21 protein-coding genes are annotated in these 20,430 nt (G+C 37.3%); 20 read left to right on the top strand and 1 reads right to left on the bottom strand.

From position 1 onward, the window contains the following. Positions 1-39 precede the first annotated feature (39 nt). A complete protein-coding gene (locus tag AC0OM3_RS18720; protein WP_001099987.1) occupies positions 40-933 on the bottom strand; it encodes a LysR family transcriptional regulator in 894 nt (297 codons plus the stop codon). A 151-nt stretch (positions 934-1,084) separates the two neighbouring features. On the opposite strand from AC0OM3_RS18720, the gene AC0OM3_RS18715 reads away from it, so the two are divergent. From AC0OM3_RS18715 to AC0OM3_RS18620, 20 genes are all read left to right on the top strand, one after another. Next, positions 1,085-2,107 carry a YeiH family protein gene (locus tag AC0OM3_RS18715; RefSeq protein WP_000438406.1) on the top strand — a complete coding sequence of 341 codons (1,023 nt, stop codon included), beginning with the start codon at positions 1,085-1,087 and terminating at the stop codon, positions 2,105-2,107. Between the two features lie 295 nt (positions 2,108-2,402). After that, positions 2,403-2,600 carry a helix-turn-helix transcriptional regulator gene (locus AC0OM3_RS18710; protein ID WP_000538364.1) on the top strand — a complete coding sequence of 66 codons (198 nt, stop codon included), beginning with the start codon at positions 2,403-2,405 and terminating at the stop codon, positions 2,598-2,600. Positions 2,601-2,756: 156 nt separating this feature from the next. Then, the gene (locus AC0OM3_RS18705; RefSeq protein ID WP_474212643.1) at positions 2,757-2,984 is read left to right on the top strand and encodes a hypothetical protein; all 228 of its coding nucleotides are present in this window, start codon (positions 2,757-2,759) and stop codon (positions 2,982-2,984) included. A 99-nt stretch (positions 2,985-3,083) separates the two neighbouring features. Beyond that, the gene (locus tag AC0OM3_RS18700) at positions 3,084-3,845 is read left to right on the top strand and encodes a MerR family transcriptional regulator (protein WP_046946627.1); all 762 of its coding nucleotides are present in this window, start codon (positions 3,084-3,086) and stop codon (positions 3,843-3,845) included. Beyond that, on the top strand, positions 3,842-4,462 hold the full coding sequence (locus AC0OM3_RS18695) for a hypothetical protein (protein ID WP_000025199.1): 621 nt from the start codon (positions 3,842-3,844) through the stop codon (positions 4,460-4,462). Before AC0OM3_RS18700 ends, AC0OM3_RS18695 begins: the two co-directional genes overlap by 4 nt. 44 nt (positions 4,463-4,506) lie before the next feature. Further along, entirely contained in the window at positions 4,507-4,938 is a 432-nt protein-coding gene (locus tag AC0OM3_RS18690; protein ID WP_033690032.1) for a DUF4362 domain-containing protein, read from the top strand. A gap of 150 nt (positions 4,939-5,088) precedes the next feature. Further along, a complete protein-coding gene (gene uvrB, locus AC0OM3_RS18685; protein ID WP_046946628.1) occupies positions 5,089-7,065 on the top strand; it encodes an excinuclease ABC subunit B in 1,977 nt (658 codons plus the stop codon). A gap of 5 nt (positions 7,066-7,070) precedes the next feature. After that, positions 7,071-9,947 (top strand): excinuclease ABC subunit UvrA, encoded by a 2,877-nt coding sequence (gene uvrA / locus AC0OM3_RS18680; protein WP_000045585.1) that lies wholly within the window; start codon positions 7,071-7,073, stop codon positions 9,945-9,947. Between the two features lie 60 nt (positions 9,948-10,007). After that, positions 10,008-10,457 carry a DUF4275 family protein gene (locus tag AC0OM3_RS18675; RefSeq protein WP_000394732.1) on the top strand — a complete coding sequence of 150 codons (450 nt, stop codon included), beginning with the start codon at positions 10,008-10,010 and terminating at the stop codon, positions 10,455-10,457. Positions 10,458-10,572: 115 nt separating this feature from the next. Next, entirely contained in the window at positions 10,573-10,953 is a 381-nt protein-coding gene (locus AC0OM3_RS18670) for a phage holin family protein (protein ID WP_001267308.1), read from the top strand. 156 nt (positions 10,954-11,109) lie between these two features. Further along, a complete protein-coding gene (gene hprK / locus AC0OM3_RS18665; protein ID WP_001127251.1) occupies positions 11,110-12,039 on the top strand; it encodes an HPr(Ser) kinase/phosphatase in 930 nt (309 codons plus the stop codon). Positions 12,040-12,065: 26 nt separating this feature from the next. Continuing rightward, positions 12,066-12,878, top strand: a complete 813-nt coding sequence (gene lgt / locus AC0OM3_RS18660; RefSeq protein ID WP_046946629.1) for a prolipoprotein diacylglyceryl transferase — start codon at positions 12,066-12,068, stop codon at positions 12,876-12,878. 67 nt (positions 12,879-12,945) lie between these two features. Continuing rightward, complete coding sequence (gene ppaX / locus AC0OM3_RS18655; RefSeq protein ID WP_000700960.1) at positions 12,946-13,596, top strand: pyrophosphatase PpaX; 651 nt, start codon at positions 12,946-12,948, stop codon at positions 13,594-13,596. A gap of 33 nt (positions 13,597-13,629) precedes the next feature. Further along, positions 13,630-14,142: an acyltransferase gene (locus AC0OM3_RS18650; protein WP_001255070.1), complete on the top strand. Its 513-nt coding sequence runs from the start codon at positions 13,630-13,632 to the stop codon at positions 14,140-14,142. A 139-nt stretch (positions 14,143-14,281) separates the two neighbouring features. Then, complete coding sequence (locus AC0OM3_RS18645) at positions 14,282-15,793, top strand: tetratricopeptide repeat protein (RefSeq protein ID WP_000517724.1); 1,512 nt, start codon at positions 14,282-14,284, stop codon at positions 15,791-15,793. Between the two features lie 85 nt (positions 15,794-15,878). Continuing rightward, positions 15,879-16,835, top strand: coding sequence for a thioredoxin-disulfide reductase (gene trxB, locus AC0OM3_RS18640; protein WP_001288078.1), 957 nt, complete (start codon positions 15,879-15,881; stop codon positions 16,833-16,835). Positions 16,836-17,000: 165 nt separating this feature from the next. Continuing rightward, positions 17,001-17,807 (top strand): DUF368 domain-containing protein, encoded by an 807-nt coding sequence (locus AC0OM3_RS18635; protein ID WP_000455196.1) that lies wholly within the window; start codon positions 17,001-17,003, stop codon positions 17,805-17,807. Positions 17,808-18,036: 229 nt separating this feature from the next. Next, positions 18,037-18,495, top strand: coding sequence for an NUDIX hydrolase (locus AC0OM3_RS18630; protein WP_001190080.1), 459 nt, complete (start codon positions 18,037-18,039; stop codon positions 18,493-18,495). 20 nt (positions 18,496-18,515) lie between these two features. Beyond that, positions 18,516-19,397 carry an RNase adapter RapZ gene (rapZ, locus tag AC0OM3_RS18625; RefSeq protein ID WP_000138459.1) on the top strand — a complete coding sequence of 294 codons (882 nt, stop codon included), beginning with the start codon at positions 18,516-18,518 and terminating at the stop codon, positions 19,395-19,397. A 3-nt stretch (positions 19,398-19,400) separates the two neighbouring features. Further along, the gene (locus AC0OM3_RS18620) at positions 19,401-20,354 is read left to right on the top strand and encodes a gluconeogenesis factor YvcK family protein (protein WP_000712186.1); all 954 of its coding nucleotides are present in this window, start codon (positions 19,401-19,403) and stop codon (positions 20,352-20,354) included. The last annotated feature ends 76 nt before the right edge of the window (positions 20,355-20,430 follow it).

Here is a 20,430-nt window from a genome sequence, read left to right as displayed (position 1 = left end):
CTTTTACATGTATTGTAAACCTTCACACTAATGTGAAGGTCAACTCTGTTTTTTCGCAAAAGAATCTACATGATTTAAGAACACTTGAATGGCTTTAGATGGAATGAAATATTTGCCGCGTACGATGGAGAATGGACGGATGAGTTGTTCATTTGGAACTTCGACGTGGAATAGTTCTTTTGCTAGTAGCTCTTTCCGTACAGTCCAATCAGAAAGTATAGCGATGCCAAGCCCGGCACTAACAGCTTCCTTTACGCTTTGGATACTACTGAATGTAAAGAATCGTTTCATTTTTAAATGGTGTTGATGAATAAAGCGATCACTATAAGCGCGTGTACCAGAACCACTTTCTCTTAATACCCATACTTGATCTTGGAGTGTGCTTTCATTTATTTCATTTGTGCGGAGCAATGGATGATTTGGCGGGACGACGAGCTTCATTTCATCTTGCATAAATGTTTCAACGTCAACGTCAGCGTATACGACTTGCCCTTCCACTAAGCCGATATCAATTTGATTAGAACGAAGGCTCTGCAAAACGTCTTCTGTATTTGAGATGAAAGTATGAACTTCGACGTGTGGGTTTTCATTCGCATAGTTAGCCAATATTTTTGGAAGTAAGTATTCACCAATTGTAAAACTAGCACCAATGCGAAGTGTTCCTGTTACAACGTTATGTAGTTCGTTAATTTCTTGTTTAGCATCTTCGTAAAGAGAGAGCATTTGCTTTGCATGTATATATAATATATTTCCTGCTTCCGTAACTTGGACGTGTTTCGGGGAGCGTTGAATAAGCGTAGTGCCAAATTCGTTTTCTAAGTTGCGTATATGCATACTTACGCCAGGCTGTGAAAGGTTTAATAATTCTGCTGCACGGGAGAAGTGTTTCTGTTCAACGACAGTAACAAAAATTTTTAAAATGTCTACGTTCATATAATCTGCTCCTTTCTTTTTCTATCATCTTATCATAAGTATTTCTGATGATAGAGATTTGGTATTGATATTAAACTTATTATAGAAACTCTCTTATAATGTAAGTAGAAAGAACATGCATGTTCCAATACGATTATTGGGGTGGTACAAGGTGGAACAAACACTTGTTATACAAAAGAAGAAGGGCTTTGGATTTTCGCAAGGAATTGGGATTACATTATTAATCGCAATTGCCGCGAAATATTTAGCAGAGCTTCCATTTTTAAATATTATGGGACAATTAGTAATTGCTATTCTAATTGGGATGATTTGGCGCGCTGCAATTGGAGTTCCTCACGATGCGATTGCAGGAACGAACTTTGCGAGTAAGAAGTTGCTGCGCTTTGGAATCATCTTACTTGGAATGCGATTAAATCTTGTTGATATTGCGAAGGCGGGACCGAAAGTATTGGTCATCGCGGCGGTTGTTATTACATTTACTATTTTTGTTGTATACGGATTAACGAAAGTATTTAAAGTAGAAAAGAAACTTGGAATTTTAACTGCATGCGGTACGGCAATTTGCGGCGCAGCCGCGGTCGTGGCAATTGCACCGCAAGTGAAAGCAAAAGATGACGAAACGGCAGTTGGAGCAGCAATCATCGCAATTTTAGGTACTATATTTACGCTTATTTATACGTTATTATATCCAGTGCTTGGTTTATCTCCGTACGGTTACGGTGTATTCTCAGGTGCGACGCTTCACGAAATCGCTCATGTCATCGCAGCTGCGGCGCCAGGAGGAAGCCCGGCTGTAGACATCGCAGTTATCGTGAAACTAACGCGCGTTGCAATGCTTGTACCAGTAGCGATTTTAATCGGATTATGGTTTGGTAAGAGCGAGGGAAGCAAGGAAAAAAGATCGTGGCGCGACCTTCCAATTCCGTGGTTCATCTTCGGGTTTTTAGCAATGAGTGCAGTGCATTCGCTCGGGATTATTCCAGAAGTAGTTGCGGGATATATTGTTGTCATTGCTTATATGCTAATCGCAATGGCGATGGCAGGGCTCGGTTTAAATGTAGAGTTTAAAACATTCCGTAAATTAGGAAGTAAAGCATTCGTGGCAGGGCTGATTGGCTCGATTTGCTTATCGGTTCTTGGATACGTTCTTGTATATGCGTTAGGATTTATGTAGTAGAGGAGAAAGCTGTTCCTGAAGGTATTTGGGGACAGCTTTTTCTTATGATTATAGTAGCGCTACGGATGTCGATATTTGTCGGTAAGTCGATATATTTGAAAAATCGCCGATATAAATGGAGTTGCGCTGATATATTTGGGAAATCGCTGATATAAATTGAATTACTCTTGTACTTCGTTAGAGTAGATGTTCAGTGAAATATTTTTCTAAAATTTGTAAAGATATCTTTACTTAAAACTGGAAAATATTTATAATTCAAGTAAAGATATCTTTACTTTTGAAGGTGGATTCTATGGGTGTGAAAAATAAAATAAAAGAATTAAGAAAGCAAAATCATATAACACAAGTTGAAATGGCAAAGGCGATGCAGGTGACGCGGCAGACGATCGTGGCGATTGAAAATCATCATTACAACCCGAGTCTAGAGCTATCCTTAAAAATCGCCAAATATTTTGGAGTGAAGGTGGAGGAAATCTTTACGCTGGAGTAAGGAGAAAGAAAATAACTGACAAGCTTGAGAGATTTCAATTAAATTAAACGTTTAAATATATAAGGATTGGTTTTGGTTTATTAATTAGTTTAATTAGTACGGCATCAACGAGCGTGTTGGCAACAAGGAATAATAGATAGAAAAAGGGGAACTGGGATGGGATTACCGGTGTTATGTGTCGCTACAGCTATATTTGCGCTTCTTTGGGGAATGCAAAACTTTTCTCGTAATCCAGTGCCGAGTATGTGTATTATGATTGGTACTGTAGGTTTATCGTATTATTTATTATTATTAGCCCATTATCATAAAACGGCAACGAGTGTTGTTGTTGGAGCACTTATTTTATTTTGTGGGCGCGCTGTACAAAAAGGATTTTTTCCGTAAAAGCTGTTTATACGAAGAGTATAAACAGCTTTTTGTATTTTTTTACAAAAGGCTTGAAAGTGACGTAACGTCATCTTTTATAATGAAGGGGAAGAGGTGATGGTAGTGATTTCAATACAACAATTGACGAAAGAAACAGGGGTAACAGTACGTACATTACGTTATTATGATCAAATAGATTTATTAAAGCCGAGCGGGAAAACAGAAGGCGGGCATCGGTTATATAGTGAAAATGACGTTATTCGTTTGCAACAAATTTTATTTTTAAAGGAAATGGGATTTTCATTAAAAGAGTCTGCGAATATGTTAGTAAAAGGTGAGCTTAATTTAAAGGATTTGCTTGAAAAACAACTTCGATTTGTACAGGAAGAACAAAAGAAGTTTAATCGAATGGAGCGTGTTTTACAAGCTGTTGTTTATTCGGTAGATGTAGAGGGAGAACTTGATTGGAAAGTTATGTTTGAACTGATTCAGCTTTCAAAACAGTCTTCTCGTATACGTGAAATATTTCAAAATGAAGTGTTTTCAAAGGAAGAACAAAAATTGCTTCATAATTTGCCAAATATGAGTGAACAAGATCCGAATGTTTTAGAGTGGGTAGATGTATTAAAGCAATTACGCACTTTTATGAAATACGGCAAAGAAGTCGCGAGTGATGAGGTACAAAGGGCAACGAAGAGATTAATGCAGAAGTGTTTAGAAATGGCCAATGGTGATGAAGCATTTTTAGATAAGTTATGGGAAGTTAGAAAATCGAAGGAAGATTCACAGAAAATGAGCATGTATCCAATTGAAGAAGAATTTTTATTATATATGGATGAAGCTTTTCGTATATATGATGAAAAGGAGAAGGATAAATGAGTATACTCGCAGAATATCGTTGGTATTTTTTAATTGGGGCAGAGATTGTATTTTGGTTATCGGCTATCGGTTTCTTTTTACTCCGTTACGGATTCCGTTTGAAGAAGGCAAGCTTTATTATGGGGATTGTACTACTCGTAAATGAAGTGTTCATTTTATCCTTAGGAGTAGTGGACTATTATCAAACAGGAAAGTTCTCTAACTTTCAGATCATTACTGTAATTATTTTATTGTATGCAGTTTTCTACGGGAAAAAGGATTTGAAGAAGCTTGATATATTTGCGCAAAAGCTAGTTGCGAAATGGCGGAATGAACCAGCGCCAATTATGGAAGAGCACGTAGAATTAACAGGTATGGCTTATGCGAAGCAGGAAATAAAAAATTGGGTATTACATCTTGTTTTATTCGTTGGTGTGCACATATTCTTTTACTTCGCGTATGGATTTATTCCATTTGAAAAATGGGGTAATTGGTTAGAATCGGGAATCGTTTTAAATAAAGCTGCAAGTCGCGTCAGCCAAGTGTGGGCGATTGTATTTTTAATTGATACAGCAATTTCATTTTCATATGTTATTTTTCCGAAGAAGGAGAAAGGAAAAGAAAAGCTACTTTCATAGTTGAAAGTAGCTTTTGGGTATACAAATAATTTTTATAGGAGAGGATAAAAATAGGAAAAAGAACCATTTATATATATCTATTTCTCTTTAGTTTAGTAGCATGTTCACCATCTAACACTACAATTAACAAGAAGAATGATGTCATTGTAAAGGGAACCAGGATTTCCAATCTAGATAAATTCGAGCAGTTCGTTTGGAATGTGGAACAAGGGAAAGTTGATGAAATAAGAATTGTACAGTATACCGAAGAAGATGACCCGGTTTTTCAAACATTAGAGCATAGTGGGAAAGATATACATTATGTGTTAGATAGTAGACAAGACAAATTTGCTGGTGAGGATAAGAGGTTATATAAAGATAGCTGTAAAAGGATTGTTAAAGAGCAGTGTGAATCGCAAACGGCTTATAGGTTAATAGACTGTGTGAATGAAAATGGGCGCAATGGATATGACTTAGTATATGTACCTAAAAAATAGAATTAGTAGAGGAAGGAAGTATTTACTCCTTCCTTTTTCTACGTGTATATTGTCGAAAATTTTACCGAATATCTGTTCGTTTTTTTAGGTTTTTTATAGGTATTCGTGGTAAAATAATAATACAGATTTTTATGAGGAGGTCGGATTTTCTTGGAACGTCAATTTGAAATTGTCTCAGCGTATTCCCCGCAAGGTGATCAGCCGGTAGCTATAGAGAAGCTTGTAGAGGGAATTAATAGTGGAAAGAAAAAGCAAGTGTTGCTTGGAGCGACAGGAACGGGTAAGACATTTACGATTTCAAATGTCATTAAAGAAGTGCAAAAGCCAACACTTGTTATGGCTCATAATAAAACGTTAGCAGGGCAGTTATATAGTGAGTTGAAAGACTTTTTCCCGAATAATGCAGTTGAATATTTTGTTAGTTACTACGATTATTACCAGCCAGAAGCGTATGTACCACAAACAGATACGTTTATTGAAAAGGATGCGCAGATTAATGATGAAATTGATAAATTGCGTCACTCGGCAACGTCTGCATTATTTGAACGGGACGATGTAATTATCGTTGCGAGTGTTTCGTGTATATATGGCTTAGGTTCTCCAGAAGAATACCGCGAGTTAGTTGTTTCGCTTCGAGTTGGTATGGAAAAAGACCGCAATCAATTGCTTCGTGAACTTGTTGATGTACAGTATGGACGTAATGATATTGATTTCAAGCGTGGTACATTCCGTGTGCGCGGAGATGTAGTTGAAATCTTCCCAGCATCACTTGATGAGCATTGTATTCGAATTGAGTTTTTCGGTGATGAAATCGATCGTATTCGTGAAGTAAATGCGTTAACAGGTGAAGTATTAGCAGAACGTGATCATGTAGCAATCTTCCCAGCATCTCACTTCGTTACACGTGAAGAGAAAATGAAGGTCGCTATTGAAAATATCGAAAAAGAATTAGAAGATCGTTTAAAGGAATTAAATGATAATGGTAAGTTGTTAGAAGCGCAGCGTATAGAACAGCGTACACGTTATGATTTAGAAATGATGCGTGAGATGGGCTTTTGTTCAGGCATTGAAAACTATTCCCGCCATTTAACGCTTCGACCAGCAGGGGCAACACCGTATACGTTATTAGATTATTTCCCTGAAGATTTCTTAATCGTCATGGATGAGTCGCACGTATCAGTACCGCAAGTAAGAGCGATGTATAACGGTGACCAAGCACGTAAGCAAGTGCTTGTGGATCATGGATTCCGTCTGCCATCGGCTTTAGATAATAGACCGCTTATGTTTGATGAGTTTGAAGAGAAAACAAATCAAGTTATTTATGTTTCAGCAACGCCAGGACCGTACGAGTTAGAGCAGTCGCCAGAAGTAATAGAGCAAATTATTCGTCCAACAGGGCTTTTAGATCCACCAATTGATATACGACCAATTGAAGGTCAAATTGATGATTTATTAGGAGAAATTCAAGATCGTATTGCAAAAAATGAGCGTGTATTAATTACGACTTTAACGAAGAAGATGTCAGAGGATTTAACGGATTACTTAAAAGATGTAGGAATTAAAGTGAACTATCTTCACTCTGAAATTAAAACGTTAGAACGTATTGAAATTATTCGTGATCTTCGCCTTGGTAAGTTTGATGTACTTGTCGGTATTAACTTATTACGAGAAGGATTAGATATTCCAGAAGTATCACTTGTCGCTATTTTAGATGCTGATAAGGAAGGGTTCTTACGTTCAGAGCGTTCATTAATTCAAACAATCGGTCGTGCCGCACGTAATGAAAACGGCCGCGTTATTATGTATGCAGATCGTATAACGAAATCTATGGGAATTGCGATTGAAGAAACGAAGCGTCGTCGTAGTATACAAGAAGCTTACAATGAAGAGCATGGTATTACGCCGAAAACGATTCAAAAAGGCGTTCGTGATGTTATCCGTGCAACGACAGCTGCTGAAGAAACGGAAACGTATGAAGCAACGCCAGCTAAGAAGATGACGAAAAAAGAGCGCGAAAAGACAATTGCGAAGATGGAAGCAGAGATGAAAGAAGCAGCAAAAGCGTTAGACTTCGAGCGTGCAGCTGAACTAAGAGATTTACTATTAGAATTAAAAGCGGAAGGGTGAAAAAAGTGAGTAAGAGCAAGGATTTTATCGTTGTAAAAGGTGCTAGAGCACATAACTTAAAAAATATTGATGTAACCATTCCGAGAAATCAGCTTGTCGTTGTAACGGGATTGTCTGGTTCGGGGAAATCATCATTAGCATTTGATACGATTTATGCAGAAGGGCAGCGCAGATACGTAGAGTCATTATCTGCGTATGCGCGCCAGTTTTTAGGACAAATGGATAAGCCGGATGTGGACACGATTGAAGGATTGTCACCAGCGATTTCAATCGATCAAAAAACAACGAGTCGTAATCCACGTTCAACTGTCGGAACGGTAACGGAGATTTATGATTATTTACGTTTATTATTTGCGCGAATTGGTACGCCAATTTGTCCAAATCATGGGATTGAAATTACATCACAAACAGTAGAGCAGATGGTAGACCGTGTTCTTGAATATCCTGAACGTACGAAATTACAAGTGTTAGCTCCTATCGTGTCTGGGCGTAAAGGTGCACATGTGAAAGTACTTGAAGATATTAAGAAGCAAGGATATGTTCGTGTACGTGTTGATGGTGAAATGCTTGATGTATCTGAAGAGATTATGTTAGATAAAAATAAAAAGCATTCCATTGAAGTTGTAATTGACCGTATTGTTGTAAAAGAAGGAATCGCAAGCCGTCTTGCTGATTCACTTGAAAGTGCATTAAAGCTTGGCGGAGGCCGAGTGTTAATTGATGTAATGGGAGAAGAGGAACTTCTATTTAGTGAACATCATGCTTGTCCGCATTGTGGTTTTTCAATCGGAGAATTAGAGCCGCGTATGTTCTCATTCAACAGTCCGTTCGGAGCATGTCCTTCTTGTGATGGACTTGGTTCAAAGCTAGAGGTCGATTTAGAGCTTGTTATCCCGAACTGGGATTTATCATTAAATGAACATGCGATTGCGCCTTGGGAACCGACAAGTTCACAATACTATCCACAACTTTTACAATCTGTATGTAATCACTACGGCGTTGATATGGATGTGCCTGTGAAAGATATACCGAAAGATTTATTTGATAAAGTGTTGTACGGAAGCGGTGAAGAGAAAGTTTATTTCCGCTATGTAAATGAATTTGGTCAAGTAAAGGAAAATGAGATTTTATTTGAAGGTGTTATTCCAAATATTGAACGTCGTTATCGCGAAACGAGTTCTGATTACATTCGTGAGCAAATGGAAAAGTATATGGCAGAACAAGCTTGTCCGAAGTGTAAAGGTGGACGTTTAAAACCTGAGAGTTTAGCTGTTTTCGTTGGTGGGAAAACGATTGCTGATGTAACGAAATATTCTGTTCAAGAAGTACAGGAATTCTTCTCAAATGTGGAGTTAACGGAGAAACAACAAAAAATTGCTCATTTAATTTTAAGAGAAATTCAGGAGCGCGTTGGGTTCTTAGTAAACGTCGGTTTAGATTATTTAACGTTAAGTCGTGCCGCCGGAACATTATCAGGTGGTGAGGCGCAGCGTATTCGTTTAGCGACGCAAATTGGTTCTCGTCTTACTGGCGTGCTTTACATTCTTGATGAGCCTTCTATCGGTTTACACCAGCGTGATAACGATCGTCTTATTCGTACATTGCAAGAAATGCGTGATTTAGGTAATACGTTAATTGTTGTTGAGCATGATGAAGATACGATGATGGCAGCTGACTATTTACTTGATATCGGGCCTGGCGCAGGTATTCACGGTGGACAAGTCGTATCAGCAGGTACACCAGCTGAAGTGATGCAAGATGAGAATTCATTAACAGGGAAGTATTTAAGCGGTAAAGAGTTTATTCCGGTTCCACTTGAAAGACGTAAAGGTGACGGACGTAAAGTGGAGATTGTCGGCGCAAAAGAGAATAACTTAAAGAATGCGAAGATGTCATTTCCACTCGGTACGTTTGTAGCGGTAACAGGGGTATCTGGTTCTGGTAAAAGTACGATGATTAATGAAGTACTATATAAATCGTTAGCGCAAAAGCTATATAAAGCGAAAGCGAAGCCAGGTACTCATAAAGAGATTAGAGGTCTTGAACATTTAGATAAAGTAATTGATATTGATCAATCGCCAATTGGTCGTACACCACGTTCTAATCCAGCGACGTACACAGGTGTATTCGATGATATTCGTGATGTGTTTGCACAAACGAATGAAGCGAAAGTGCGCGGATATCAAAAAGGACGTTTCAGTTTTAACGTAAAAGGTGGCCGTTGTGAAGCGTGCCGTGGTGATGGAATTATTAAAATTGAAATGCACTTCTTACCAGACGTATACGTTCCGTGTGAAGTTTGTCACGGTAAACGATATAATCGTGAAACGTTAGAAGTGAAATATAAAGATAAGAATATTTCTGAAGTGTTAGGGATGACAATTGAAGATGGAGTAGAATTCTTCGCCAATATTCCTAAAATTAAGCGTAAACTTCAAACGCTTGTAGATGTTGGGCTTGGTTATATGAAATTAGGTCAACCAGCAACAACATTATCTGGTGGGGAAGCACAGCGTGTGAAATTAGCTTCTGAATTACACCGTCGTTCTACAGGTCGTACGTTATACATTTTAGATGAGCCAACGACTGGTTTGCATGCGCATGATATTGCACGTCTTTTAGAAGTGCTGCAACGTCTTGTTGAGAGCGGTGAAACTGTACTTGTAATTGAACATAATCTAGATGTAATTAAAACAGCTGATTATATCGTTGATCTTGGACCAGAGGGCGGAGATAAAGGTGGACAAATCGTTGCTTCTGGAACGCCAGAGCAAGTAGTGAAAGAAGAGCGCTCGTACACAGGTAAGTATTTAAAAGAGATCTTAAATCGTGATAAAGCAAGAATGAAAGAGAAAATAAAAGAAGTAGAGTTATCGCAATAAGTTTATTGATGAAAACCGAGTGGAAATGACGCTCGGTTTTTTATTGTATAGGGGGAGAAGATGGAGTTTTTAGAGATGTTAAGGAAGAAAAATATGAAGGTAAGAGAATTTCAAAGTTGGGGTATATATTTTCGCAAGCGCTGGGAGGATCACTTTGCAAATCATTTAAGTGATGAAGAAAAAGAAGATATTTTTCTTTATGGAGATAGGTATGCATGTGGTTATCTATGGCACATATTTAGTTATGAGAAAAAGAAGTGTTTAGAAGGAACAGAAGCAGAGAGAGCGTTTCATAATGAAGCGAAAAAGGAGTGCTATGTTTTCTACCAACACTGTGATGAAGTACTGTTAATAAAGGATGCGAGTTTGTTACATATGGATGATATATTGTGTGAGACAGACGATGCGTATAAAGGCGATATCTATATTGTAGATAAAGATTTCACTTGGACCTTTGTAAAAACTCATGAAAATAGGTGGTGTGGTCCTTATTTTGCGAGGAAGTGTTAGTAGGTATACAAGCATGAAGAGTAGAATAAGTTGATATAAGTATTTGTATGATACTTGCGTTTATTATCTATTAGCGTATGATGAAATATATATGGTTAAAAGGATGTGTAACGAAATGAGATGGATTGTATCACTTCTTGTAAATAGCGTTGTGTTAATCGCTGTATCGGGACTTTTAAAAGGGATTGCACCAGATGCATTTTACGTAGCAAATATACAAACTGCAATTATTGCGAGTATTATTTTGGCTGTTTTAAATGTGTTCGTAAAACCGTTTTTAATTTTAATTACGTTACCAATTACGGTTGTAACTTTCGGGTTCTTCTTAATTGTTATTAATGCGATTACGTTAAAAATAGCAGATTCATTATTAGGAGATGCTTTTAATATATCAGGATTTGGTGTAGCGATTGTTGCGGCAATTTGTATTTCAATTTTTAATATGATAATTGAAAAGGCAATTGTTGAACCTCTATATGAAAAAAAGAGAAAGTGACAAAAAGAAAAACATTTCATTATTCGTATGAAATGTTTTTTTCTATTTATTAGAAACCGTATTTCTTGTTTCCAGAAAAAAATGGTACAATATCCGATAGAATGGAATTTCACATCAAACGAGACTGAACCCGCAGCGGAGTGGAGGTTTATACATATGCCGAAAGTAAGGACAAAAGATTTAATTGAACAATTTCAATTGGAGTTAATCAGTGGTGAAGAAGGCATTCATCGTCCGATTGATACAAGTGATTTATCACGACCTGGAATTGAAATGGCAGGATTTTTTACATACTATCCAGCAGATCGTGTGCAGCTTCTTGGTAAAACGGAGCTTACGTTCTTTGATACGTTAACAACAGAGCAAAAACAAGAGAGAATGAAAGCGCTTTGTACTGAGGAGACGCCATGTATTATTATAACTCGTAATCAAGATGTACCAGATGAGTTATTACAAGCATCACGTGAATCAGGCATGCCTTTATTACGTTCTTCTCAAACGACGACGAGATTATCAAGTCGTTTAACCAATTATTTAGAAGGTAAGTTAGCACCAACAACTGCTGTTCATGGTGTATTAGTAGATATTTACGGTGTTGGTGTTTTAATTACAGGTCAAAGTGGTGTTGGTAAAAGTGAGACAGCTCTTGAGCTTGTAAAGCGTGGTCACCGCCTTGTTGCTGATGATAGTGTAGAAATTCGCCAAGAAGATGAAGACACATTAGTAGGAAGCTCACCAGATTTAATCGAGCATTTATTAGAAATTCGTGGTCTAGGTATTATTAACGTTATGACGTTATTCGGTGCAGGGGCAGTACGAAATTATAAGCGTATTACACTTGTTATTAATCTTGAAATTTGGGATCAAAAGAAAAATTATGATCGCTTAGGTCTTGATGAAGAGAAGATGAAAATTATTGATACAGAACTTACGAAGATTACACTTCCAGTTCGTCCTGGTCGAAACTTGGCTGTTATTATTGAAGTAGCAGCGATGAACTTCCGTTTAAAACGTATGGGAGTCAATGCAGCACAACAGTTCTCAGAACGATTAATGAGTGCGATTGAGTTAGGAAATCAGGAGTAAACTTTGGAGAGGGAGGTCATATACATATGCTGTTAGCTTCTGTACCACAGCTTGACCGTGTAGCTATCCAACTTGGGCCGTTTCCTGTGTATTGGTACGGGATTATTATTGGTACAGGTGTGCTATTAGGTCTTTGGCTGGCAACTCGCGAGGGAGAAAGGCTAGGTATTCCAAAAGATACATTTGTTGACCTTGTATTAATTGCGGTACCGATCGCTATTCTTTTTGCGAGAATGTACTATGTTATTTTTGAATGGGAATACTACGCACAAAATCCGAGTCAAATTATTAATATTCGTCAAGGTGGTTTGGCGATTCATGGTGGTTTAATCGGGGCTGTTATTACCGGAATTCTTTTTGCGAAGCGACGTGGAGTTTCCTTCTGGAAGTTGGCTGATATTGCTGCTCCAAGTATTTTACTAGGACAAGCAATTGGCCGATGGGGAAACTTTATGAACCAAGAGGCGCATGGTGATGAAGTAACGAGACAGTTTTTAGAAGGTCTTCATTTACCAGATTTCATTATTAATCAAATGTATATTGAGGGTGTGTACTATCATCCGACGTTTTTATATGAATCATTATGGAATTTTGTAGGTGTAATTTTACTACTTGCATTAAGAAAAGTGAATTTACGTCGCGGGGAATTATTCTTCACATATTTAATTTGGTATTCAGTAGGACGCTTCTTCGTAGAAGGCTTACGTACAGATAGTTTAATGCTAGGACCACTTCGTATTGCACAAGTAATGTCAATTGGACTTGTTGTTATTTCTATTATTTTCATTATTGTGAGACGAAAAATGGGGCAAGCTGATAAAAGATATTTAGAAAATTAGAGAAAAGTAGCATCTTATTATAAGATGCTGCTTCTTTCATATTCAGGAAAGAGAAAGGACTCAGGCAATGAAAATAAATACAGTGTTATTTGATTTAGATGGAACGTTAATTAATACAAATGAACTTATTATTTCTTCTTTTTTACATACTTTACATACATATTATCCAAATCAATATAAGCGTGAAGATGTATTGCCATTTATCGGTCCGTCTTTGCATGATACTTTCAGTAAGATTGATGAAAGTAAGGTTGAAGAGTTAATTACAAGCTATCGTCAATTTAACCATGATCATCATGATGAATTAGTAGAAGAATATGAAACTGTATATGAAACAGTTCAAGAGTTGAAGAAGCAAGGTTATAAAGTTGGTATTGTTACAACGAAAGCGAGACAAACCGTTGAGATGGGATTACAGTTGTCAAAGCTTGATGAATTTTTTGATGTTGTCGTGACAATTGATGATGTAGAGCATGTGAAACCACATCCGGAGCCACTTCAAAAAGCGCTTGAATTATTAGATGCAAAACCAGAAGAGGCATTGATGGTTGGGGATAATCATCATGATATTGTCGGTGGTCAAAATGCGGGGACGAAAACAGCTGCGGTTTCATGGACGTTGAAAGGTAGAGCGTATTTAGAGGCTTACAAGCCGGACTTTATGCTAGATAAAATGAGTGATTTGCTACCGATTTTGTCTAATATGAACCGTTCATAAAGGTCCAAGTAAGTTAGTAGAGGAGCGAGCTAAGTGCGACGGACAACGCGCTATCCTGTTTCAGGAGAAAATTCGTTATGGAATGTGTATAAAACAGTGTCTTTTTGGAAGGTAATGAAAAACTTTATTATTATCCAAATTGCGCGTTACACGCCATTTTTATCTGTGAAGAATTGGTTGTACCGTACTTTTTTACGGATGAAAGTAGGAAAGAAAACATCATTTGCACTTATGGTTATGCCGGACATTATGTTCCCAGAAAAGATAACTGTGGGAGAGAATTCGATTATTGGCTATAACACAACGCTTTTAGCACATGAATATTTAATTCGTGAATATCGACTTGGCGAAATCGTCATTGGAAATGAAGTAATGATTGGAGCGAATGTAACAATATTACCAGGTGTGAAAATTGGAGACGGTGCGACTGTCTCAGCTGGCACACTTGTTCATAGAGATGTACCGAGCGGTGCTTTCGTAGGTGGAAATCCAATGCGTATTATTTATACGAAAGAGCAAATGACCGCAAGAGAAGGTTCATGGTGAAAATGTAACATTTCTCCTCTTTTTTTATGAATAAAAAGGAAATAATTGAGTATAATATACTGTTTTGTTTTTTACGGAATCGTTTATACTTATAGATAGAAGAATGTGTGAACGAAGAAAACAAAAAACTGGAGGATATATGGGGAAAAATCAAAGGATATATAAGGAGAACGGACAAGTTATCTCTTTTAATCAATTAGCGGACTTCTTTTATAAAAAAGGGATGAGAGCTTACAAAGGACAAAAATTGCAAGATGCAATTAAATATTTTCGAAGAGCGGCACAAAGTGAGAAGGAGCCGTTTATTCTATGTCAATTAGCAACAGTATTATCTGAGGCTGGTGAATATCAAGAATCGAATCAAATCTTCTTAAAGTTAGTTAGATCTAATCCAGAACTTGAACAGTGCTATTATTTTATTGCAAATAATTATGCATATATGGGGTTATTTCAACAGGCGAAGAAATATGCAGATCGTTATTTAGAAGTTGCAAAAGAGAAGGAATTCGTAGAAGATACATTAGAACTTCTTGAGATTATGGAAGAAGAAGCAATGGGTGCGGAAGAGATTGAAGATGAAGATGATTTAATTGTTATGCAGGAAGAAGCGAATCGTTATATTCGTAATGGACAATTGGAAGAAGCAATTGCTACATTAGAAATTGTTACTAAGGATTATCCGGAGTTTTGGTCAGGGCATAATAATTTAGCCATTGCACATTTTCAATCTGGTAATGTAGACAAAGCACTGAAGTTAACAGAAATGATTTTAGAGAAAAATCCTGGTAATATACATGCGCTTTGTAATACGCTTATTTTTCTATATTCAATTGGAGAGCATAAACAAGTAGAAGCGTTAGCGGGACAGCTAGTTTCAGTATATCCAATTTCATTTGAACATCGTTTGAAACTGGGAACTACACTTGCAACAATTGGTTATTTCGAGCATGCATATAAATGGTTCAAACTATTAAAGCGTCAAGGATACGAGGGAGACGTTAGTTTTTATTATTGGTTTGCATATTCTGCGTATATGGTGAAAGATCAACAACTAGCTGAAAAAATGTGGCAACATGTCGTGGAATTGCATCCTGATAAAAAGGGAAAAGAACCGTGGAATGCGCTGAATTTAGCAGATGAAGGACAAAACGTGTTATTTGAAGAATTACGAAAATCATTTCAGCAAAGTGCGACGCTAGAAGAACAAATGCTAGCTTTATATTTAATGAATGAATTGTCAACGCCGGAGAAGGTTGGATTCTTTTTTGATATAACGCAAGCGAAGAACGGTGTTCCCATCGTGTCGCAACTTGCAAAGTACTTCTTTTTACTTAATAGTCATAAGAGTATTCCAGCTGATTTACAACAATTTGAGCAGTGCGTACGAATCGCGGATGCATTATACAATTATACGAAAAAAGATGATGAATTAATTGAAGAGTGTTTACACTTTTGGTTTTGTACGTTCATACGTTTATATACATCTGGAGACATATTTACAAATGTGTACGGCTGGTCAGCTGCGATTGAATACATTGTACGCGGCGAACAAGGAAATAAAATGACACAGTCGGAGCTTGGAGATGTATATAATGTATCTGTAGCGACTGTCCGAAAGTATGTGCAAGCTGTTAAGCGTACGCACACATAAGATAAGCAAATCATTGGGAAAAAAATGATGCTAACAGTATAATGAGGGTAACTTAATTGTGTAGGAATGGATAGGAGTGAATAGTGTGTCAGAAGAAAAAATTTATGATGTCGTTATTATTGGTGCAGGACCAGCTGGTATGACAGCTGCAGTATATACATCTCGTGCAAATTTAAGCACATTAATGCTTGAGCGTGGTATTCCAGGTGGCCAAATGGCAAACACGGAAGATGTAGAAAACTACCCAGGTTATGAGTCTATTTTAGGACCAGACTTATCAAATAAAATGTTCGAGCATGCAAAGAAATTTGGTGCCGAATATGCATACGGTGATGTAAAAGAAGTCATCGATGGTAAGGAATACAAAACAATTATTGCTGGTAAAAAAGAATATAAAGCACGTGCAATTATCGTTGCAAGCGGTGCAGAGTATAAAAAAATTGGTGTACCGGGTGAAACAGAACTTGGCGGCCGCGGTGTATCATATTGTGCAGTATGTGACGGGGCATTCTTTAAAGGAAAAGAACTTATCGTAATTGGCGGCGGAGATTCTGCTGTTGAAGAGGGTGTGTTCTTAACACGCTTCGCATCAAAAGTAACGATCGTTCACCGTCGTGACACGCTTCGTGCACAGAAAATTTTACAAGACCGTGCTTTCCAAAACGAAAAAGTAGATTTCATTTGGAACCACACGATAAAAGAAATCAACGAAGCAAGTGGTAAAGTAGGAAGTGTAACACTTGTGGACGTAAATAGTGGAGAAGAGAAAGAAGTCAAAACTGATGGCGTATTCGTATACATCGGTATGTTACCTTTATCAAAACCATTTGTTGAACTAGGTATTACAAATGAAAATGGTTACCTTGAAACGAACGAGCGTATGGAAACGAAAATCCCTGGTATTTTCGCAGCTGGTGATGTTCGTGAGAAAATGCTTCGTCAAATTGTAACTGCAACAGGTGACGGTAGTATTGCAGCGCAAAGTGCACAACATTACGTAGAAGAATTATTAGAGGAATTAAAAACTGTATCAGAAAAATAAGGGATAATATACCTTGTGAGAAGAAAGCTACCGACAGGAGCTTTCTTCTTTTTTTGTTTGAAAATGTCAAAGTTTTGTCAAAAAATATAAGGATTATAAGCTTTCTTATTGATATACTGGACTTTACGGAAAAAATCACTATAAGAAATGAGGAATTTATTCAGTATGGAATGGCGTAATATATATCGTGGATTTTGTATGGGCGTTAGTGATTTAATTCCTGGTGTGAGCGGCGGTACAATCGCTGTTGTGTTAGGGATTTATGAACAATTGCTTGCGGCAATTAGTGGATTCTTTAGTCGTGAATGGAAAAAACATTTAGGATTTTTAATTCCCCTTGCAGCTGGCGTGGCAGCGGCATTTTTAACGTTAAGTCACGTTATTAAATATTTACTTGCAAATCATTATGAACCGACTCAATTTTTCTTCCTCGGTTTAATTATTAGTATATTACCGATGCTAATGAGGGAAGCTGATGCAAAGTCGTCGTTTAAAGGTAAGCACATCGTTTTATTAATAGTTGCAGCAATTCTTGTTGCGATTACAGCTTTCTTTAAACCAGATAAGGCAGCAGATCCAATTACGACTTTAACAATTTTAAATGCAATTGGTTTATTTTTCGCAGGATGGATGGCTAGTATGGCCATGCTGCTTCCTGGAATTAGTGGATCGTTTATTTTATTAATTATTGGTGTGTATCCGACAGCAATTAACGCTTTAACTACACTTAACTTACCTTTAATCGTGGTTATCGGTGCTGGTGTTATGGTTGGATTTGTTGTAAGTAGTAAAGGCATTAGTTTTTTATTAGATCGTTATAAAAGTATGACATTTGCGGCAATTATTGGACTTGTAATCGGTTCGATTGTAATTGTATTCCCTGGGATTCCGACTGGCGGATTTTCAATTATAAGTTCAATTATTACCTTTATTTTAGGCTTTGCGATTGTTACTTATTTCGGTAAGAAATAAGGATTTTAATCCCCTTGACGATAAAAATCGTTAAGGGGATTTTTCATGCTATTCATTAAAAATCTAAGCATTTACATTGCTTGTTATAGAAAGCTTTTTTAAAATTGCTGAGTAGCATATGCTTAGCGAAAGAGGACTGGCTCCTTCGTTGTAGCAAACTGTTTTTGATAGTATAATGAAATAAGTATGCAGTGAGGAATTTTACTGCAAGTAGCTGAGGTGAAGAAACATGCAAAGAGTGACAAACTGTGTGTTAATTAGAGATAATGAAGTACTCTTACTCCAAAAACCTCGCCGGAATTGGTGGGTTGCACCAGGCGGGAAAATGGAGCGTGGGGAGACTGTAAGAGATTCCGTTGTTCGCGAGTATCGTGAAGAAACAGGTATTTATTTGAAAAACCCAGCGTTAAAGGGGGTCTTCACCTTTGTCATCCAAGAAGGTGATAAAGTTGTTTCTGAATGGATGATGTTCTCCTTTTTAGCGACAGATTTTGCAGGAGAAAACAAACTAGAGAGCGAAGAAGGCATCATTGGTTGGCATACATTTGATAAAATTGATGATTTAGCAATGGCGCCAGGAGATTATCACATTATTGATTATTTAATTAAAGGAAATGGCATAATCTACGGTACATTTGTATATACCCCAGATTTTGAGTTGCTTTCATATCGATTAGATCCGAGTTAAACCGTCAAGGAGAGGATACGATGACAGAGAATAATGATATAAAAATGGTAATTATTACAGGAATGTCTGGAGCTGGAAAAACAGTAGCTTTACAAAGTTTTGAAGATTTAGGATATTTTTGTGTAGATAATTTGCCACCGATGTTATTGCCAAAGTTTATTGAGCTTATGGCGGATTCAAAAGGGAAAATGAATAAAGTGGCACTTGGTATTGATTTACGTGGCCGCGAGTTTTTCGAACATTTATGGGGAGCACTTGATGATTTATCAGAACGTACATGGATTATTCCTCATATTTTATTTTTAGATGCGAAAGATAGTACGCTTGTAACTCGTTATAAAGAAACGAGACGTTCGCATCCACTTGCACCAACTGGTTTGCCGTTAAAGGGAATCGAAGCTGAGCGCAATTTATTAACAGATATGAAGGCACGAGCGAATATTGTGCTTGATACATCGGATTTAAAACCGAAAGAATTACGTGAAAAAATCGTTCACTTGTTCTCAACAGAAACTGAGCAAGCATTCCGTGTAAATGTTATGTCATTTGGATTTAAGTACGGTATTCCAATTGATGCAGATTTAGTATTTGATGTTCGTTTTTTACCAAATCCATATTACATTCCACATATGAAGCCATTAACAGGACTAGATGAAGAAGTTTCTTCCTATGTACTGAAATTTAATGAGACACATAAGTTTTTAGAGAAGTTGACGGATCTGATTACTTTCATGCTGCCTCATTATAAAAGAGAAGGCAAAAGTCAACTTGTAATTGCAATTGGATGTACAGGTGGACAGCATCGTTCTGTTACGCTTACAGAATACCTTGGGAAACATTTGAAACCAGAGTATAGTGTTCATGTATCTCATCGTGATGTGGAGAAGAGAAAGGGCCATTAAGGGATGAAAAAAGAGAGAAAGCCTAAAATTGTCATCATGGGAGGCGGAACTGGACTCTCTGTTTTATTAAGAGGATTAAAGCAATATCCTGTTGATATTACAGCAGTTGTTACAATTGCTGATGATGGTGGCAGTTCAGGTAGATTACGTGATGAGCTAGAAATTCCACCTCCAGGTGACATCCGTAACGTACTTGTTGCGTTATCGGATGTAGAGCCACTGGTGGAAGCTTTATTTCAGCACCGTTTCACAACAGGAGACGGACTGAAAGGTCATGCGTTAGGAAATCTATTGTTGGCAGGTATGACCTCGATTACAGGAGACTTTTTCCATGCGATTACGGAAACAAGTAAAGTATTAAATGTCAGAGGACGTGTATTACCAGCAGCGAATCAAAGTGCGGTACTTCATGCGGAACTTGAAGATGGAGAAATTGTAACAGGTGAATCAAAGATTCCTTATTACGGAAAGAAGATTAATCGCGTCTTTTTGACTCCAGAAGATGTAGAGCCATTGCATGAAACGTTGGCTGAGATTAAACGAGCTGATTTACTTGTTTTCGGCCCAGGAAGTTTGTATACGAGTATATTACCCAATTTAGTTGTTAACAAAATTGGAGACGCTGTTCTTGCTGCAAAGGCGAAGAAGGTATATGTATGTAACGTTATGACACAAGCGGGTGAAACGATGGGATATACTGCTTTTGATCATGTGCAGGCGTTACACGATCATTTAGGGCAACCATTTATTAATACTGCAATTGTAAATAACCGTGAGATTCCTTGTGAATTACGTAAGTTATATGATGAAGAAATGTCTACACCAGTTGTAGTGGATGAAGAACGTTTTGTTGAAAATAATATTGATGTTATTCAAGAGGGATTAGCGAAGTATGATGATCATGTTGTAAGGCATGATACGTTAAAGTTAGCTTCGATTTTATATTCATTGTTATAAATATGCGTTGCCTCGTTTGAGGTAGCGCTCCTCATTCATATAGGACAAGATTTTTGTTCCGCAATAATCGTATAAG

It is taken from the genome of Bacillus sp. FAU20 (assembly GCF_056033865.1).
The sequence above is the reverse complement of the archived record's forward strand: the minus strand, read 5'-3'. Positions and strand labels throughout refer to the sequence as shown.

What these genes read in the sequence shown, in the direction of transcription:
- AC0OM3_RS18720 (WP_001099987.1), bottom strand. Translation starts at nt 933, where the DNA reads ATGAACGTAGACATTTTAAAAATTTTTGTTACTGTCGTTGAACAGAAA.
- AC0OM3_RS18710 (WP_000538364.1), top strand. Translation starts at nt 2,403, where the DNA reads ATGGGTGTGAAAAATAAAATAAAAGAATTAAGAAAGCAAAATCATATA.
- AC0OM3_RS18705 (WP_474212643.1), top strand. Translation starts at nt 2,757, where the DNA reads ATGGGATTACCGGTGTTATGTGTCGCTACAGCTATATTTGCGCTTCTT.
- AC0OM3_RS18700 (WP_046946627.1), top strand. Translation starts at nt 3,084, where the DNA reads ATGGTAGTGATTTCAATACAACAATTGACGAAAGAAACAGGGGTAACA.
- AC0OM3_RS18695 (WP_000025199.1), top strand. Translation starts at nt 3,842, where the DNA reads ATGAGTATACTCGCAGAATATCGTTGGTATTTTTTAATTGGGGCAGAG.
- AC0OM3_RS18675 (WP_000394732.1), top strand. Translation starts at nt 10,008, where the DNA reads ATGGAGTTTTTAGAGATGTTAAGGAAGAAAAATATGAAGGTAAGAGAA.
- AC0OM3_RS18670 (WP_001267308.1), top strand. Translation starts at nt 10,573, where the DNA reads ATGAGATGGATTGTATCACTTCTTGTAAATAGCGTTGTGTTAATCGCT.
- hprK (WP_001127251.1), top strand. Translation starts at nt 11,110, where the DNA reads ATGCCGAAAGTAAGGACAAAAGATTTAATTGAACAATTTCAATTGGAG.
- lgt (WP_046946629.1), top strand. Translation starts at nt 12,066, where the DNA reads ATGCTGTTAGCTTCTGTACCACAGCTTGACCGTGTAGCTATCCAACTT.
- ppaX (WP_000700960.1), top strand. Translation starts at nt 12,946, where the DNA reads ATGAAAATAAATACAGTGTTATTTGATTTAGATGGAACGTTAATTAAT.
- AC0OM3_RS18645 (WP_000517724.1), top strand. Translation starts at nt 14,282, where the DNA reads ATGGGGAAAAATCAAAGGATATATAAGGAGAACGGACAAGTTATCTCT.
- AC0OM3_RS18635 (WP_000455196.1), top strand. Translation starts at nt 17,001, where the DNA reads ATGGAATGGCGTAATATATATCGTGGATTTTGTATGGGCGTTAGTGAT.
- AC0OM3_RS18630 (WP_001190080.1), top strand. Translation starts at nt 18,037, where the DNA reads ATGCAAAGAGTGACAAACTGTGTGTTAATTAGAGATAATGAAGTACTC.
- rapZ (WP_000138459.1), top strand. Translation starts at nt 18,516, where the DNA reads ATGACAGAGAATAATGATATAAAAATGGTAATTATTACAGGAATGTCT.
- AC0OM3_RS18620 (WP_000712186.1), top strand. Translation starts at nt 19,401, where the DNA reads ATGAAAAAAGAGAGAAAGCCTAAAATTGTCATCATGGGAGGCGGAACT.